This is a genomic window from Rubrilithobacter danxiaensis (assembly GCF_047272945.1).
Classification (GTDB): Bacteria; Bacteroidota; Bacteroidia; order Sphingobacteriales; family Sphingobacteriaceae; genus Rubrolithibacter; species Rubrolithibacter danxiaensis.
This window is the reverse complement of the sequence record NZ_JBKOPS010000009.1, coordinates 1-15,184: the sequence shown is the minus strand read 5'-3', so window position 1 is coordinate 15,184 and position 15,184 is coordinate 1. Positions and strand designations below refer to the sequence as shown.

The window sequence follows — 15,184 nt, the reverse complement described above, 5'->3', positions numbered from 1 at the left end:
AATTGAATTATGAAAAGATTGTTTTAAAAGATAGTATTTAAAGTTTTACACCATTGTATGGATAAAAGAAACACGCTGCTTATGCATTATTGCAGTAGCTTCTTTTAAGCCGAACCATTTTTAGGAAATACTTCTATCTTTAAAAGATAATTTCATAACATGAATATACCTTTACTTGTAGCGGGCTTTATAGTTCTGATCATTCTGTTTTCTTCTTTTGTTACCGTAAGGCAGGGAACAATAGCTGTTGTAACTGTCTTTGGCAAGTACCGGCGGATTTTGTTACCTGGATTAAATTTTAAAATTCCTCTTATTGAACAAATCTATTCAAGGATTTCTGTACAGAACCGGTCTGTAGAACTGGAATTCCAGGCAGTAACTGTTGACCAGGCCAATGTTTATTTTAAAGCGATGCTGCTGTATTCTGTTTTTGATCAGAGTGAAGAAACTATTAAAAACGTAGCTTTTAAATTTGTGGATGAGCGTAACCTGATGCAGGCATTGATACGGACAGTTGAGGGATCGATACGGGCATTTGTTGCTACTAAGCGACAAGCCGATGTGTTGATTTTACGGAGAGATATTGTAGAGCATGTTAAAGAACAGCTGGATACCATTCTTGAAAGCTGGGGTTATCACCTGCAGGATCTGCAATTAAATGATATTACATTCGATGAAGTGATAATGAAATCAATGAGTCAGGTTGTGGCCTCAAACAATTTGAAAGCTGCTGCAGAAAATGAGGGGCAGGCATTGTTAATTACCAAAACAAAATCAGCAGAAGCTGAAGGAAATGCCATAAAAATAGCTGCCGAAGCCGAGCGCCAGGCTGCCCAGCTTCGCGGGCAGGGTATTGCACTTTTCCGTGAAGAAGTAGCCAAAGGTATGTCGGTAGCCGCAAAGGAAATGCAACAGGCTAATATGGATACTTCCGTTATTCTATTTACCATGTGGACCGAAGCTATCAAACACTTCTCAGAAAACTCAAAGGGAAATGTGATTTTTCTTGATGGTTCTACAGATGGCATGAAAAAATCGATGCAGGAAATGATGAGCCTTCATCTGTTACAGAACCAGGAAATTAAATAGCACAGCTTTAACTCAAAAGCTTCAGGTTGTACTTATAAAGGTACAGCCTGATTTTGTTGGGGAATGATAACATCTCTCCTTTTGAAATAAATTATACACTTCTTCCCAATTCGGGTTCTCTTTTTTCATAGTTTAAAGTTTTTTTGCCCTTTCTGCTTCAGGCATCTTATCGTGGTAAGAATATTGAGATATATCAGCAGCTTCTTAATAACGATAGCATGAGTATTGATAAGAAACAGGATAGCAGGAAGACAACCGACACTATAACTATTCCAAAGTACGAAGAGCAGCTGCAGGTAGATAAAAAAACTGTTGAAAGCGGCAAAGTACATATTTCAAAGACAGTTAAAGAAGAGGAAGTATCTGTAAATATCCCTACTATCGAAGAAAAGGTAGCTATAAAGCATGTTCCCGTAAATCAGTATGTAGAAACATCACCCGCCATTAGAAATGAAGGTGATACAACAATTGTTCCGGTAGTAAAAGAAGTGCTGGTTATTGAAAAGCGCCTCATGCTCGTGGAGGAACTACATATAACAAAACAAAAAGTTGAACTGAATACACCTTATTCTGATAAACTTAAGAAGGAAGAAATTAATGTATCACATCAAAATCTTGAATCATAAACTTATAAGTATGAAGAAAATCTACTCCACTTAATTAAATTTTTAAATCTTAAAAACAAGGAGGAACAAATGTCACATACAGTAATTGGAGTGTTTGATTACACAAATCCCGCACAGGAAGCAGTAGAATATCTCGAAAATCATGGCTTTTCAAGAGAAAATATAGATATCTCCGTTAACAGGCAGGATGATGAAAATTCAGAAAGCGCCACAGATAATGACGATAACAGCTTTGGAGATAGTATCAGCCATTTTTTTAGTAATTTATTTGGTAGCGATGACGACGAAGAGGCTAAAAGTTATAGTGAAGTGGGCAGAAGAGGTTCCATTGTAACCGTCCATACCGAGTCAAGAGAGGAAGCAGAACGAGCCGCGGAAATTTTAGACAATTACGGTGCGGTTGATGTGAATGAACGTGCCCGGGAATACCGCAGCACATCCGGAATGTCTGACAACACAATGTCTGACCGTATCTCTGATGAAACTACCAATAGATCCATCCCGATTATTGAAGAGAATTTATCAGTAGGTAAAAAAGTAGTTGAAACCGGAGGAGCACGCATTCGGAGTAAAATCATCGAACGCCCTGTAGAAGAAAGTATTCGATTGCGCAAGGAACATGTAACGGTAGAACGAAATCCTGTTAACCGGCCTGCATCAGAGTCAGATTTGTCTGATTTCAAAGAAGGAACAATAGAAATGAGAGAGCAGGCAGAAGTACCTGTAGTAGGTAAAGAATCGCGGATTGTGGAAGAAGTAAGACTGGGAAAAGATGTAGAGGAAACAGAGGAAACTGTGAGAGATACCGTTCGCAGGACAGATGTGGATATAGAAAATTTGAATGCGTCTGATAGCGACAGATTAAGATCTCATAGCGATAACAGCGATAAGCAGTTTTACAGCTCTGATCCGGAGAATTTTAATACCAGCGCAGAAGACCGTACCGCGGCCCTTGATACCGGATTTAATATTACAAATGACAGAATTGTTGATAATGATGACGATCTGGATGATGATGATAATTTGAGCCGGAGAGGACGGGTTTAAAATAAAAATAGGCTGAACCCTGCAGGATTCAGCCTATTTTTTTATCAGTATCAATTTTAATTTTCTGCCCGGATATTTGCAGCGTTATAAATTTCCAAAGAATCGAAAATTGCCTGACAAGCTATATAGTCGCCTTTTTCTTCCAGCTTTTCTAAAAGATCCTGAACAACCCGGATCCTGCCGTTAAATATATCCGTGTCGGCCCCAATTCTGAAGACATTATAATGGCTTGTCTCTCTTAAATTCTTTTCTGTTTTCATGTAAAATAAGCAATAAAGAAATTCTAAACTCACAGGGTTTTACGGAGATTTTAGCCACAGGGTTTCATGCAGATGTTATTTTAAAAAATGCGGGAAAGCCTATCTGGATTAATCTGAAAACTTTCATGATTTATATCAGTTTAATTAGTAGTTTAAAACTGATTATAATAGGCCTTTATGAAAAGATCAAACATACTCTTGTTTGCAGGTTTGCTGCTTATATTTTTATCGTTTACATTTTGCCGCGACAAGGACAAGCCGAAAAACGATGTTTCAAATCCGGATGCTGACAATAATGGCGGTACTCCTGTTCTTGCGTTGGAACCGGCATTTCCAAATCTTACGTTCGACCGGCCTGTAGAATTTGTTAGTCCTGCTGATGGCACAAACCGCAATTTTGTAATTGCCCAGGAAGGTATTATTTATACTTTTAATAACGATCCGGCTGTAAAAAAAGCCGAGGTTTTTTTAAATTTTGTGCCCAAAGTAACCTCAGGCGGTGAAATGGGCCTGTTGGGACTGGCATTTCATCCCGACTATAAAAATAACGGGTATTTCTATGTTAACTACACTGCAGGCGGCGACCGAAAGTTACACACTGTAATTTCACGTTTTAAGGTTTCCGTATCAAATCCAAATATGGCTGATCCTGCGTCCGAGCAAATATTACTTACTTACGACCAACCTTACAGCAATCACAATGGGGGTAAAGTAGCTTTCGGTAAAGACGGGTACTTGTATATTGCTGCGGGCGATGGGGGAAGCGGTGGAGATCCGCACAGAAACGGCCAGAATAAAAAGGCATTGTTAGGGAAAATTTTAAGGATTGATGTAAACGGAACTCAAGGCAGTTTAAAGTATGCAATTCCGTCTGATAATCCTTTTAAAGGTAATTCTGAGGGATTCCGTGAAGAGATTTATGCTTACGGTATGCGTAATCCATGGCGATTCAGTTTTGATAAAGAAACCGGAGATTTATGGGCGGGGGATGTAGGCCAAAATAAAATCGAAGAAATTGACATTATTAAAAAAGGCGGTAATTACGGATGGAATATTATGGAGGCAGATGAGTGTTTTAAATCCTCCGATTGCAATACCAAAGATTTGATATTACCTGTTTATTCATACAAACAAGGTCCATCAACCGGAAATTCCGTTACGGGTGGCTACGTTTATCGGGGAGACAAGTTAACTGATTTAAAAGGGAAATATATTTATGGCGATTATGTTACGGGTAACATCTGGGCTTTGAGCAACCAGAACGGAAAATATACAAATGTATTCCTGCTTAAACACGACGGTGCCATCTCCTCTTTTGGTGAAGACGCGGATAACGAGTTATACGTTTGCTCATATAACGATGGTAAAATATATAAATTCACATCTAAATAAAGGCCGTACAAGATTTAATAAGTTTAAACTTTGTAATACAATTGGAGTTTTATAAGCTGAAGATTATTCAGCTGCTATGAAAAAAATATTCACTAAAGAATTCTGGAAAGAAGCATTTGCCGTTCTTAAAGCTACGTTTGCCGGTTTTTCAAATGATCGGGCCATGAAGTTCAGTGCTTCACTGGCTTACTATACTATATTCTCCCTTGCACCTCTGCTCATATTAATAATTTCATTAGCTGGTATTTTTTTAAAGCAGGATGCTTTTGAGAACAGAGTATTTACTGAAATGAAAGACCTGATAGGAAGTAATGCAGCGCTGCAGCTTCAGGAAATTATTAAAAATCTGGCTTTATCCGGTAAAAGCAATATAGCCTTGATAATTGGAATTGTAACGCTGGTAATAGGAGCAACAGGAGTTTTTATAGAAATACAGGATTCATTAAATATAATCTGGCGTGTAAAACCAAAGCCTAAAAAGGGCTGGCTCCAGTTTCTTAAAAACCGCCTGCTTTCTTCCTCGTTAATTATTGCGGTAGGCTTTCTTTTAATTGTTTCGCTGGTTATTAACGGAGCTATCCTCGCCCTGTTCGACATACTGACCAGGTATTTACCCGATGTAACCGTCATCCTTATTAACATAGCCAACCTGGTTATCAGCTTTATAGTTATTACAACACTTTTTGCTATTATTTTCAAATTCCTTCCGGATGTTAAAATTGGCTGGAAAGATGTAAGAGGTGGCGCTATTTTTACCGCTATTCTGTTTATGATAGGAAGATTACTAATCGGGCTGTACATTCAAAAAAGTGGTACTGAGTCCACATACGGAGCAGCCGGGTCGTTAATCGTAATCTTGTTATGGGTATATTATACTGCAGCTATCCTCTACTTCGGGGCTGAATTTACCCAGGTATATTCCGAAAGGTATGGGAAAGAAATTCAGCCTGCTGATTACGCCGTACACTTAGAACAGAAAGAGATCGAAAAAGATGTTGATGTGCTTCCGCCACAAAAAAATTAAGCCCGGCTTATTAACTCAGTAATTAATTCTTACCTTTCAGGCATAAAAATTTTTTCTGAAAGACCATTATGTTAAACCGAATTAAGGCCCTCTCATTCGTTCTGATTCTTGTTATTTGCTCACCTGCTGTCAAAGCGCAATCTGTTAATAAGTTCAATGTAATAGCTTATTTTTCAGGTAAGCCAGAGCAACTTGAAAAATACGATCCGAAAAAAATCTCCCATATTATCTTTTGCTTCGGCCATTTAAAGGATAATAAATTCAACATAGGTAACAAAACCGATTCTGCCATGATAAGAAAAATGGTAGATATGAAAAAGGTAAACCCGCAACTAAAGGTATTAGTTTCACTCGGCGGATGGGGTGGCTGTAAAACTTGTTCGGATGTTTTTTCGGCTAAAGAGGGACGCAGGGAGTTTGCAGAATCAGTAAAAAAAGTGCTGACAGGTTTTAAAGCAGACGGCATAGATCTGGATTGGGAATATCCTGCCATTGAAGGTTTTCCTGAACATAAATATTCCCCTGAGGACAAAAATAATTTTACCGAATTGGTAAAGCAGCTACGTGAAACTTTAGGAAAAAAAGCCATTATAACGTTTGCTGCTGGAGGCTTTCAGAAATACCTTGATGAATCTGTGGACTGGAAAAGTGTGATGCGTTCTGTTGATCTGGTTAACCTGATGTCTTATGATCTCATAAACGGATATGCTGTGGAAACAGGCCATCATACGGCTCTGTATTCTACTCCTAAACAAGTTGAATCCACAGATAATGCGGTTAAATATTTAATTAATAAAGCAGGAGTGGATCCGCGTAAGATAATTATCGGGGCAGCTTTTTACGCACGGATCTGGGAAAACGTACCGCCGGAAAATAATGGGTTATACCAGCCTGGAAAATTTAAAACTTCCGTCGACTACAAAAAATTCCCGGAGAATCTGTCGGATAAAAATGGATTCGAATATCATTGGGACGATACCGCAAAAGCACCCTACATGTATAATCGGGATAAAAAGCTTTTTGCAACTTTTGATGACAAACGCTCTATTGCTTTGAAAACAGAGTATGTGATGGAGAATAACCTGGGCGGTATTATGTTCTGGGAATTAGGGCTTGATACACCTTCTGATGGCCTACTGGATACGATCATTGAAACAGGAAAAGAAGCTAAATAAGGTCGAAAAATTACTCCCTCTTCTTTATTAAACTGTAGCCAAGAGTGTAGCCAAAAAAATCGGCTGCACCTTCGTGGGCTTTTAAACCCACTCCAACGGTAAATTGATCGAGAAAACGGTATCTCAGATTCAGGCTTTCGTAGAAAAAGGTCCGTTCGTCATTTTCAATATTTCTCTTTAAATAAATTCCTGTACCCAAGGCTACAAATAAATTTTTAGTGAGCAGCCAGTCGAAAGCAGGAACAATTGCAATACTTGTAGATTTACTGAAACGCGAAGCATCACCGGATACCAGTGATGGCCCGCTTCCGGAATAAAATAATTCAGTTCCGATTCCCCACCGGGTAGAATAGCGGGTTTGATACATGTAAAACAATCCGATTGCACCTTTAAAATACCGGTCGCCTGCAATATCAAATTGTTTGCCCCCCACAGATGTATAAATATCAAAGGAATGAACAGGCTTAAAAACGGGAACTTCCATTCGGGGAGGAAGAATTCTTTTATTCACAGAATACTTTGCTGTAACGCTTATAGGAGTTAAATTTATTCCAAGGTTAGGCTTCTGGTACGATCCGTTTGAAAAATGTTTCAGGTTAGTCCCTACACCTATAGAAAATTTAGGACTAAGCAGGTAATCAATGTTAAACCCCATTCCAAAGTATTGAGTGATTCTGGAACCGATGAGCAGGTTAGAAGGATTATTGTCTTTATTAAAAGGATTAAAATTAACCGCCGAACCCAAAGCCAGCGTAAAATCAATTTCGTAGCGTTTATGCCGTCCTCCAACAGGTAAACTTGCAAAACCATAAAAAGCAAGCGGCTGTCCAACAGCGCTGGTATTAAAATCAGCTTTTGTTAAGCCAAAACCAAAAACAGGGTAATGATGCAGATAAGCATAAATGTTATCCTGTTTCCCCTGCCAGCCCAATCTCAGGTCAATGGCAGAGTATTTCATTTCCCTTAACAGATTCTCAGCTTTTCCCGTGGTAGCCATTACCCCGCCGCTTTCAAATCCAAAACTTATATGTCTGGTATTTGAATTATTGAACAGGGAATCAGAAGAAATTTCAGCAGCATTTTGTGCTTTTACAGTATAAAAACTTAAAAGAAAAAGTAATATAAAGCTTATTTCAATTCCCCTGGCGTTGTTCATACGGCACTGACGAAATAGTGTAATTTGATAGCGTTAATTCTTGTAATCCCCTATTAAACAGAGAGGAATAAATAAAATGCAAAGAAATAGGTTTTAAAAATATCTGCCAACTTTTAGTGAGCTTATGTTAATAAATAATGTTTTTTCTATGGATAGACTTAGCCTGCTTATGAAATGTAATGAAAACTTTTTACCTTCATACAACTAACCGATAAATCTTAATGGACAATTCAAACGCTCGCTTCCTATCCCTGGATGTATTCAGGGGCATGACTATTTGTTTCATGATTATTGTTAATACCCCCGGTGCCGGCGCTGTACCTTTTGCTCCCTTAGAGCATGCTGCCTGGCATGGTTTTACACCTACAGACCTTGTTTTCCCATCCTTTCTGTTTGCCGTTGGTAATGCAATGAGCTTTTCAATGAAAAAGTATAAAGCAATTGGAGATGCAGCAGTATTATCTAAAATATTTAAAAGAACAATCCTGATCTTTTTATTAGGATATCTTTCATACTGGTTCCCGTTTTTCAGAATACATGAGGGACATATTACCCTTGCTCCGATTAGTGAAACACGTATAATGGGCGTATTGCAGCGGATTGCATTGTGCTATTGCTTTGCTTCCTTAATGATCCATTACCTGTCAACAAAAACAGTATACGTGGTAAGCGCCTTGCTATTGGTAGGATATTGGGTTATACTGCTGGCTTTTGGAAATCCTGTCGATCCGTTAAGTATGCTTGGCAATGCCGGAACGTATCTTGATAAATTTGTATTAGGCGATAGCCACTTATATCATGGTGAAGGAGTAGCTTTTGATCCCGAAGGAATCTTAAGCACACTGCCGGCTATAGTAAATGTGATAATCGGTTATTATGCGGGTAAGTTTATTCAGGAAAAAGGAAAAGGCTACGAAACAACAACGAAATTAATGCTGGCTGGCTTTGTGCTGATTTTTCTGGCCATCTGCTGGAACAGCGTTTTTCCGATCAATAAAAAATTATGGTCCAGCTCTTTTGTTTTACTTACCACCGGTTTAGACCTGGTTATAATTTCAGCATTAATTTACTTGCTGGAAATAAAATTCTGGAATCCGGCAAACTGGTCCCGCTTCTTCGTAGTTTTTGGTAAAAATCCGCTGTTCATTTACTTATTATCAGAAATACTGGTAGTAGTTGCCTACATGATAACAGTAGCACCTCACACCGGCTTGTTTAAATGGTTAGGGATCAATGTTTTTCAAACTATTGCCCCCGGCCCGCTCGGCTCTTTACTTTTTGCACTTTTTTATATGTTATTGTGCTGGAGCATCGGCTGGATTTTAGACAGGAAGAAAATTTATGTTCGGGTTTAAATTTTAATCATAGTACTGTTGAGACAAATTGTGTGAAATAAAACGTTAACCTGCTCATGATCAACAGGAAGAGACATGCTTAATTTGTAAAAACAAAAATATATATCTTTGCAGGATGGAACTCCTGAACGATGCTATCCGGAATTATCTGGAACAACATTGCGATCCGGAGCCGGAATTACTCCAGCACATTAACCGGGAAACGAACCTGAAAGTCCCCATGGCACGTATGCTGTCAGGACATTTTCAGGGCCGTCTTCTAAGTTTCTTATCTAAAATTATCCAGCCAAGGCGGATACTTGAAGTTGGAACTTTTACCGGTTACGCAACACTTTCATTAGCCGAAGGTCTATCTTCCGATGGCATAATTCATACCATTGATATTAATGAAGAACTTGAGGATCGGGTTAAAGAATATTTTAATCAGTCGGGTTTGAATTCAAAAATCAGGTATCATATCGGGAATGCATTAACTATTATCCCTGCACTCGAAGAAACATTTGATCTTGTTTTTATCGATGCTGATAAAAAGAATAATTCTTCGTATTATGACCTTACTTTTGAAAAACTGCGTATTGGAGGGCTTATAATAGTTGATAATGTGTTATGGAAGGGTAAGGTGGTTTCTGAAAATGATTCTGATACTGCTGCCATCAACAATTTCAACAAAAAAGTAACGGACGATAAACGTGCAGAGAAATTGATTTTACCTGTACGGGATGGTCTTTTTATAATTCGTAAAATTCAATAGTATGTTAAAACGATTGATCACAGTATTCCTGGTGTTTACATCAGGCATTACCTTCGGGCAGTCGGCTGCAAGCAAATATGTAGAATCATACAAAGATGCAGCCATACGTTTAATGGACGAGCATGGAATTCCTGCCAGTATAATTTTAGGGATTGCCATTCATGAATCTGCCAGCGGCAACAGTAAAATTGCCCGCAATCTTAACAATCACTTCGGAATTAAAGGAGCTAACTCAAGTACAAAAATAAAATCGGCCTATAAGGGATACGAAAGCGTAGACGATTCGTATGAAGATTTTGTAAGCTTTATGAAAAGGCGAAGCACTTTAGATCCGCTGTTTGAAAAGTTAGGAGCCTCCCATTATAAAAAATGGGTTTACGGGATTCAAAAAGCAGGCTATGCAAGAAGCGGTACCTGGGCCAGCCAGGTTGTTGCAATTATAAAAAAATATAAATTGTATCAGTATGATAAACCTGCCGATGAAGTTCCGGCAGTACAAACTACGGAAGTAAAGATAAACACACCTGCACCTAAAATAATTGTGTACGAAGTAAAGGCGGGCGATACGCTGTCAACAATAGCAAAAAGGTTTAAAACTACGGTAGCAAGCATTCAAAAAAACAATGGCTTGCAGACGAGCAGGTTGAAGCCCGGACAGCGATTAAAAATATAATTTATTTGATGAGACTATTTATTCTGTTAATTGGTTTAGCTCTTTTAACTTCTTGCAGCAGCAGAAAAACTACTTTAAAAGCAAACCAACCGGCACAGCGGGTTCGAAAGGTCTTTGGAGAAACAGTTCTTATTAACCGCACTTCTGCCGAAGAGTATATTAATCGGTTTAAAGGTATTGCTGCGGAAGAAATGAACTTGTATGGGATTCCTGCAAGTATTACGCTGGCCCAGGGATTACTTGAATCTGCAAACGGAAATAGTACACTTGCACGGGAAGCCAATAATCATTTCGGTATAAAATGTAATTCGGACTGGAGAGGCCCAACTATTTTGAGAGATGACGACCAGCTGGATGAATGTTTCCGCGTCTATAACAATCCCGAAGAATCCTTCAGGGATCATTCTGAATTTCTTAAACGCAAGCGTTACGCGTTTTTATTCGAAATGGATAAAGATGATTATCGCGGATGGGCTTACGGATTAAAACAGGCGGGTTATGCCACAAATCCAAAATATCCTGAACTTCTTATCGGCCTGATTGAGAGATACGGCCTTGATCAGTATGATAAGAAAGAAACTGTTTTAGCAAAAGCTAAACGCGAAGATCGGGTAATGGACGAAATAAATTCTAAACCTCCGGTATCAAAAGCACAGGAGCCGGAAAAAACGCCTGTTGCAATGAAAATATACGAAGTTAAACAAGGCGATACGCTCTATTCTATCAGCAAAAGATTTGCTTTAACAGTAGAAGAGATCAAGATTTTGAACGGCATTCAAAATACGGATATCAAACTGGGACAATTATTGCTTGTTTCTAAATAATTGTTAATGTTTGTTAAATTGGTTTTTAATAAAAACCGATTAGTTAGTTTTAAGCCGTTTTGAAGAAACTTCTTTTAGTATTATGCTTTGTTTTAATTTGCGCAGCTGATCTTTTAGCGCAGCAAACTACCGTGCAGGGCATTGTTTTCGACAAAGACACCAAACAAAGAATAACACGGGTTTTTATTTACAACACACGTACAGACAAGGGCGTATTTAATAACTTAAAGGGCGAGTTTTCAATGAAAGCCCTGAAGGGCGATACGCTTATTGCCGCTCTTGAAGGTTATGCCGTGGATACAACAACGGTAAAAACAGAGAATACGGTTCTTTTTTACTTAAAACGCACAAGCATTCGGCTAAAAGAAGTAATAGTAAGAGATTCCCTGAAGTCTCCTCAAAAGAAGCTGGAAGAAAATCAGGCAGCTTACAATGATATCTACCGTAAAGGAAATTCTAAAGACCTGTTATCAGTTGGTCCGGGAGGGGCCGGATTAAGTATAGATGCACTATTCAGTTTATTGAGTAAAGAAGGGAAACATGCCCGTTTTTTACAGGAAATAATAGAAAGAGATTATCGGGAAGCACTTATTGATTACCGCTATACAAAAAAACTGGTAAGCAATACAACGGGCTTAAAAGATAAAGAACTGGAGGATTTTATGTCGCAGTACCGGCCATCGTATTACTTTATACTGGAAGCCAATGATTATGCGCTGATTAAATTTATAAAGGAGAGTTATCAAAGATATGTAGCTAATCCGGGAGCATACCGGCTTCCATCCCTTAAGAAGGCTCCATGAAATTCCCTGTGCTCCATGTAAAGCACTTACCGGTTCCTGGCATGGCTTTGTTTCCGTTCATTTTGCTGAAAGAAAAGAAATATAAGCTTGATCCTGTTTTTATCAACCACGAAAAAATTCATTTAATTCAGCAACTCGAATTGTTGATTATTCCTTTTTACCTGCTGTATCTATTAAATTATATAGTCAACCTGCTTCGTTTTAAGAATCATTTTAAAGCGTACATGAATATAGTTTTTGAGAAAGAAGCCTATGCCGAAGAGAAAAAATTACGGTATATAAAAAGCCGGAAATTATGGGCCTGGCTGCATTATTTCTGATACATTTTTACGTTTTAGACGAAATTGCCTTTTAAAAAACAGCTATTTTCAGTTTCTTTGCTGCGATGTTTTGGAAAACGCTGCTTATCATTTCTTTAACTGCTGTTTCTTTTTGTTATGCCCAGGAGAAGGCTCAGCAAGATTCTGTTGATCTGAGTAATTTGCGGCAATATCCAAAAAAGAATGCACTTCCGGTAAGGCAGCCTGTTTTACAGATTGTGCCGGTACAAATTCCGGAGAAAGAACTGGACATTAAAGTAAATTACTGGAAGAACTGGATTGCTTTTGGTATAAACTTAAACCAGGCAGCATTTAGTAATAACTGGAGCGGAGGTGGAGTAAATTCCATTGCCCTCGGAACTAATTTCAATTACAAGGTAGATTACACCAAAGAAGATCGCAATTACGTATCAGAAGTGGTATTGCAATACGGTAAACTAAAAAACCGTGACCAGCTGGAGCGTAAAACCAACGACCGGATTTTCTGGGATAATAAACTTGCACTCAAGGTATCTAAAAACTGGAACTTTTTCGGCTCCGTTAGCTTCGAATCGCAGTTTGACAGAGGATATAACTTCGGAAAAGACAGTGTGGGAAATGAGACGAGGACTTTAATTTCAGGATTCATGTCACCGGGATATCTTACAGAATCTTTAGGATTTGAGTACAAGCCATCCAAATATTTCTGGCTTCGGTTGGGTACAGGAACTGCCCGTCAAACTTTTGTGCTTGATAATGATCTCTATCTTACCAATCCTAAAAATTACGGGGTTGAACCGGGAAAGTCTTTCAGAAACGAGCTGGCTTTGCAAGTAGTTGCAAGTATTGATAAAAATATTGCAAGCAACATTAACCTTAAGTCAAGGTACTCTCTGTTTGCCAATTACGAAAAACTGGGAAATATAGACCACCGCCTTGACTTTCTGCTTACAGCCAATATTACCCGGTTTGTAAATGTAGGTATTAATGCCATTGCTGTGTACGATGATGATGCAAGTACAAAGATACAGGCAAGCCAGGCGTTGTCTTTAGGGCTTGCATATAAATTCCCGCCGAATTAACCACTTCAGTAAAACATATATCCGTTTATTTCGTCATTAAATCTTAAATTTGCTGGCTATTTAAGCTGATTATTACGATGTTCGAAAATTTACAGGATAAATTAGACCGTGCCTTTAAAGTTCTTAAAGGGCAGGGAAGTATAACAGAAATAAACGTAGCCGAAACTATGAAGGAGATCCGGAAGGCTCTTCTTGATGCGGACGTAAATTATAAAACTGCAAAATCTTTTACAGACGAGGTAAAGGAAAAAGCCCTTGGGCAAAACGTATTAACTTCTATTTCACCAGGCCAGCTTCTTACCAAAATAATGAACGATGAGCTTACGGCTCTGATGGGAGGCTCTGCTACAGAACTTGAACTTACTGCAAATCCTACAGTAATTCTTATTGCAGGATTGAATGGTGCCGGTAAAACCACCTTTTCGGGTAAGCTTGCTAACTTTTTAAAGACTAAAAAAGGCAAGAAACCATTGCTGGTTGCTGGCGACGTTTATCGCCCCGCGGCGATTGACCAGCTGGAAGTTTTAGGACAGCAGATCGAAGTTCCGGTTTACGCAAACAGAGCTTCCAATGATCCGATTGGCATTGCGAAAGAAGGTATTGCAGAAGCAAAAAGGAACGGAAATAATATTGTAATTGTTGATACTGCCGGCCGTTTGGCTGTGGATGAGGAGATGATGAACGAGATTGCAGCGGTAAAGGCAAGCACTAATCCGAACGAAATCCTTTTTGTTGTTGATGCAATGACCGGCCAGGACGCCGTTAACACAGCTAAGGCTTTCAATGACCGCCTTGACTTTACCGGTGTGGTTTTAACCAAGCTTGACGGCGATACCCGGGGAGGGGCCGCCTTGTCAATTAAATCGGTAGTTAACAAACCCATTAAATTTATAGGTACGGGCGAAAAGATGGAAGCGCTGGATGTTTTCTATCCCGACAGGATGGCTTCCCGGATACTTGGAATGGGTGATGTGGTTTCTTTGGTTGAACGTGCGCAACAGCAGTTTGATGAAAAAGAGGCAGCAGAACTTCAGAAAAAAATAAGAAAGAATAAGTTCGACTTTAATGATTTTCTTGGACAGATCCAGCAGATTAAAAAGATGGGTAATATGAAAGATCTGATGGGAATGATACCGGGAGTTGGTAAAGCAATAAAAGATATTGACATTGATGATAATGCTTTTAAGCCGATAGAAGCTATTATCCGCTCTATGACGCCTTACGAAAGAGAAAATCCGGATGCTATAAATCCAAGCAGGAGAAACCGGATTGCCATAGGCTCCGGAACTAATATTCAGGAAGTAAATAAACTGATTAAACAGTTTGATGATATGCGCAAGGTGATGAAACAATTCAGCAATCCGGCGGCCGCGGCAAAAATGATGCGTGGAATGCCGAAAATGCCTTTCGGAAAAAGGTAGAAATCCGCTTCTTTAAAAAAAACAAAATCCTGCCCATTACTGGACTGCCCCCAAAAGTTTGGACGAATTTAGTTATTAGATTTGTAATAATGAGCTCGATATTCCATTGGGCTCATTCCATTTAAATTCAGTTTTATTCGCTTTTTATTGTAGTAACAGATATAGTCTTTTATATCCTTTTTCAACTGATCTGTCGATCCGTATTCG

Annotated in this window: 17 protein-coding genes; 14 read left to right on the top strand and 3 right to left on the bottom strand. The window is 38.8% G+C overall.

The genetic code is table 11. The features are described from left to right. The first annotated feature begins 159 nt into the window (after nucleotides 1–159). From ACLCDL_RS12545 to ACLCDL_RS12535, 3 genes are all read left to right on the top strand, one after another. Nucleotides 160–1,089: an SPFH domain-containing protein gene (locus tag ACLCDL_RS12545; RefSeq protein WP_423148655.1), complete on the top strand. Its 930-nt coding sequence runs from the start codon at nucleotides 160–162 to the stop codon at nucleotides 1,087–1,089. Nucleotides 1,090–1,232: 143 nt separating this feature from the next. After that, entirely contained in the window at nucleotides 1,233–1,715 is a 483-nt protein-coding gene (locus ACLCDL_RS12540) for a YsnF/AvaK domain-containing protein (protein ID WP_423148654.1), read from the top strand. 69 nt (nucleotides 1,716–1,784) lie between these two features. Continuing rightward, on the top strand, nucleotides 1,785–2,762 hold the full coding sequence (locus tag ACLCDL_RS12535) for a DUF2382 domain-containing protein (protein WP_423148653.1): 978 nt from the start codon (nucleotides 1,785–1,787) through the stop codon (nucleotides 2,760–2,762). Between the two features lie 56 nt (nucleotides 2,763–2,818). Here the strand turns inward: ACLCDL_RS12535 and ACLCDL_RS12530 are convergent, their stop codons facing one another. Beyond that, nucleotides 2,819–3,022: a hypothetical protein gene (locus ACLCDL_RS12530; protein WP_423148652.1), complete on the bottom strand. Its 204-nt coding sequence runs from the start codon at nucleotides 3,020–3,022 to the stop codon at nucleotides 2,819–2,821. 177 nt (nucleotides 3,023–3,199) lie between these two features. On the opposite strand from ACLCDL_RS12530, the gene ACLCDL_RS12525 reads away from it, so the two are divergent. From ACLCDL_RS12525 to ACLCDL_RS12515, 3 genes are all read left to right on the top strand, one after another. Next, nucleotides 3,200–4,414, top strand: a complete 1,215-nt coding sequence (locus ACLCDL_RS12525; protein ID WP_423148651.1) for a PQQ-dependent sugar dehydrogenase — start codon at nucleotides 3,200–3,202, stop codon at nucleotides 4,412–4,414. Nucleotides 4,415–4,490: 76 nt separating this feature from the next. Then, nucleotides 4,491–5,438 carry a YihY/virulence factor BrkB family protein gene (locus ACLCDL_RS12520; RefSeq protein WP_423148650.1) on the top strand — a complete coding sequence of 316 codons (948 nt, stop codon included), beginning with the start codon at nucleotides 4,491–4,493 and terminating at the stop codon, nucleotides 5,436–5,438. Between the two features lie 68 nt (nucleotides 5,439–5,506). Next, complete coding sequence (locus ACLCDL_RS12515; RefSeq protein ID WP_423148649.1) at nucleotides 5,507–6,613, top strand: glycoside hydrolase family 18 protein; 1,107 nt, start codon at nucleotides 5,507–5,509, stop codon at nucleotides 6,611–6,613. A gap of 10 nt (nucleotides 6,614–6,623) precedes the next feature. On the opposite strand, the gene ACLCDL_RS12510 is transcribed toward ACLCDL_RS12515, so the two are convergent. Then, on the bottom strand, nucleotides 6,624–7,769 hold the full coding sequence (locus ACLCDL_RS12510) for an acyloxyacyl hydrolase (protein ID WP_423148648.1): 1,146 nt from the start codon (nucleotides 7,767–7,769) through the stop codon (nucleotides 6,624–6,626). Nucleotides 7,770–7,990: 221 nt separating this feature from the next. On the opposite strand from ACLCDL_RS12510, the gene ACLCDL_RS12505 reads away from it, so the two are divergent. The 8 genes from ACLCDL_RS12505 (at nucleotide 7,991) to ffh (ending at nucleotide 14,977) form a co-directional block, all read left to right on the top strand. Further along, a complete protein-coding gene (locus ACLCDL_RS12505; RefSeq protein WP_423148646.1) occupies nucleotides 7,991–9,124 on the top strand; it encodes an acyltransferase family protein in 1,134 nt (377 codons plus the stop codon). A 115-nt stretch (nucleotides 9,125–9,239) separates the two neighbouring features. Beyond that, nucleotides 9,240–9,875: an O-methyltransferase gene (locus tag ACLCDL_RS12500; protein WP_423148645.1), complete on the top strand. Its 636-nt coding sequence runs from the start codon at nucleotides 9,240–9,242 to the stop codon at nucleotides 9,873–9,875. A gap of 1 nt (nucleotide 9,876) precedes the next feature. Further along, the gene (locus tag ACLCDL_RS12495) at nucleotides 9,877–10,548 is read left to right on the top strand and encodes a glucosaminidase domain and LysM peptidoglycan-binding domain-containing protein (RefSeq protein WP_423148644.1); all 672 of its coding nucleotides are present in this window, start codon (nucleotides 9,877–9,879) and stop codon (nucleotides 10,546–10,548) included. Between the two features lie 8 nt (nucleotides 10,549–10,556). Next, nucleotides 10,557–11,372 carry a glucosaminidase domain-containing protein gene (locus ACLCDL_RS12490; RefSeq protein WP_423148643.1) on the top strand — a complete coding sequence of 272 codons (816 nt, stop codon included), beginning with the start codon at nucleotides 10,557–10,559 and terminating at the stop codon, nucleotides 11,370–11,372. Nucleotides 11,373–11,431: 59 nt separating this feature from the next. Further along, entirely contained in the window at nucleotides 11,432–12,175 is a 744-nt protein-coding gene (locus ACLCDL_RS12485) for a carboxypeptidase-like regulatory domain-containing protein (RefSeq protein ID WP_423148642.1), read from the top strand. Next, the gene (locus ACLCDL_RS12480) at nucleotides 12,172–12,495 is read left to right on the top strand and encodes a hypothetical protein (RefSeq protein ID WP_423148641.1); all 324 of its coding nucleotides are present in this window, start codon (nucleotides 12,172–12,174) and stop codon (nucleotides 12,493–12,495) included. The genes ACLCDL_RS12485 and ACLCDL_RS12480 overlap by 4 nt, the downstream gene beginning before the upstream one ends. Nucleotides 12,496–12,560: 65 nt before the next feature. Then, nucleotides 12,561–13,556, top strand: coding sequence for a DUF3078 domain-containing protein (locus ACLCDL_RS12475; protein WP_423148640.1), 996 nt, complete (start codon nucleotides 12,561–12,563; stop codon nucleotides 13,554–13,556). A 77-nt stretch (nucleotides 13,557–13,633) separates the two neighbouring features. Further along, complete coding sequence (ffh, locus tag ACLCDL_RS12470) at nucleotides 13,634–14,977, top strand: signal recognition particle protein (RefSeq protein ID WP_423148639.1); 1,344 nt, start codon at nucleotides 13,634–13,636, stop codon at nucleotides 14,975–14,977. Between the two features lie 68 nt (nucleotides 14,978–15,045). Here the strand turns inward: ffh and ACLCDL_RS12465 are convergent. Next, nucleotides 15,046–15,184: IS3 family transposase (locus tag ACLCDL_RS12465; protein WP_423148812.1), on the bottom strand; the 139-nt coding region annotated here is incomplete at its 5' end.

Coding starts and splice junctions, on each gene's coding strand:
- ACLCDL_RS12545 (WP_423148655.1), top strand. CDS start 160: ATGAATATACCTTTACTTGTAGCGGGCTTTATAGTTCTGATCATTCTG.
- ACLCDL_RS12535 (WP_423148653.1), top strand. CDS start 1,785: ATGTCACATACAGTAATTGGAGTGTTTGATTACACAAATCCCGCACAG.
- ACLCDL_RS12530 (WP_423148652.1), bottom strand. CDS start 3,022: ATGAAAACAGAAAAGAATTTAAGAGAGACAAGCCATTATAATGTCTTC.
- ACLCDL_RS12525 (WP_423148651.1), top strand. CDS start 3,200: ATGAAAAGATCAAACATACTCTTGTTTGCAGGTTTGCTGCTTATATTT.
- ACLCDL_RS12520 (WP_423148650.1), top strand. CDS start 4,491: ATGAAAAAAATATTCACTAAAGAATTCTGGAAAGAAGCATTTGCCGTT.
- ACLCDL_RS12515 (WP_423148649.1), top strand. CDS start 5,507: ATGTTAAACCGAATTAAGGCCCTCTCATTCGTTCTGATTCTTGTTATT.
- ACLCDL_RS12510 (WP_423148648.1), bottom strand. CDS start 7,769: ATGAACAACGCCAGGGGAATTGAAATAAGCTTTATATTACTTTTTCTT.
- ACLCDL_RS12505 (WP_423148646.1), top strand. CDS start 7,991: ATGGACAATTCAAACGCTCGCTTCCTATCCCTGGATGTATTCAGGGGC.
- ACLCDL_RS12500 (WP_423148645.1), top strand. CDS start 9,240: ATGGAACTCCTGAACGATGCTATCCGGAATTATCTGGAACAACATTGC.
- ACLCDL_RS12495 (WP_423148644.1), top strand. CDS start 9,877: ATGTTAAAACGATTGATCACAGTATTCCTGGTGTTTACATCAGGCATT.
- ACLCDL_RS12490 (WP_423148643.1), top strand. CDS start 10,557: ATGAGACTATTTATTCTGTTAATTGGTTTAGCTCTTTTAACTTCTTGC.
- ACLCDL_RS12480 (WP_423148641.1), top strand. CDS start 12,172: ATGAAATTCCCTGTGCTCCATGTAAAGCACTTACCGGTTCCTGGCATG.
- ACLCDL_RS12475 (WP_423148640.1), top strand. CDS start 12,561: ATGTTTTGGAAAACGCTGCTTATCATTTCTTTAACTGCTGTTTCTTTT.
- ffh (WP_423148639.1), top strand. CDS start 13,634: ATGTTCGAAAATTTACAGGATAAATTAGACCGTGCCTTTAAAGTTCTT.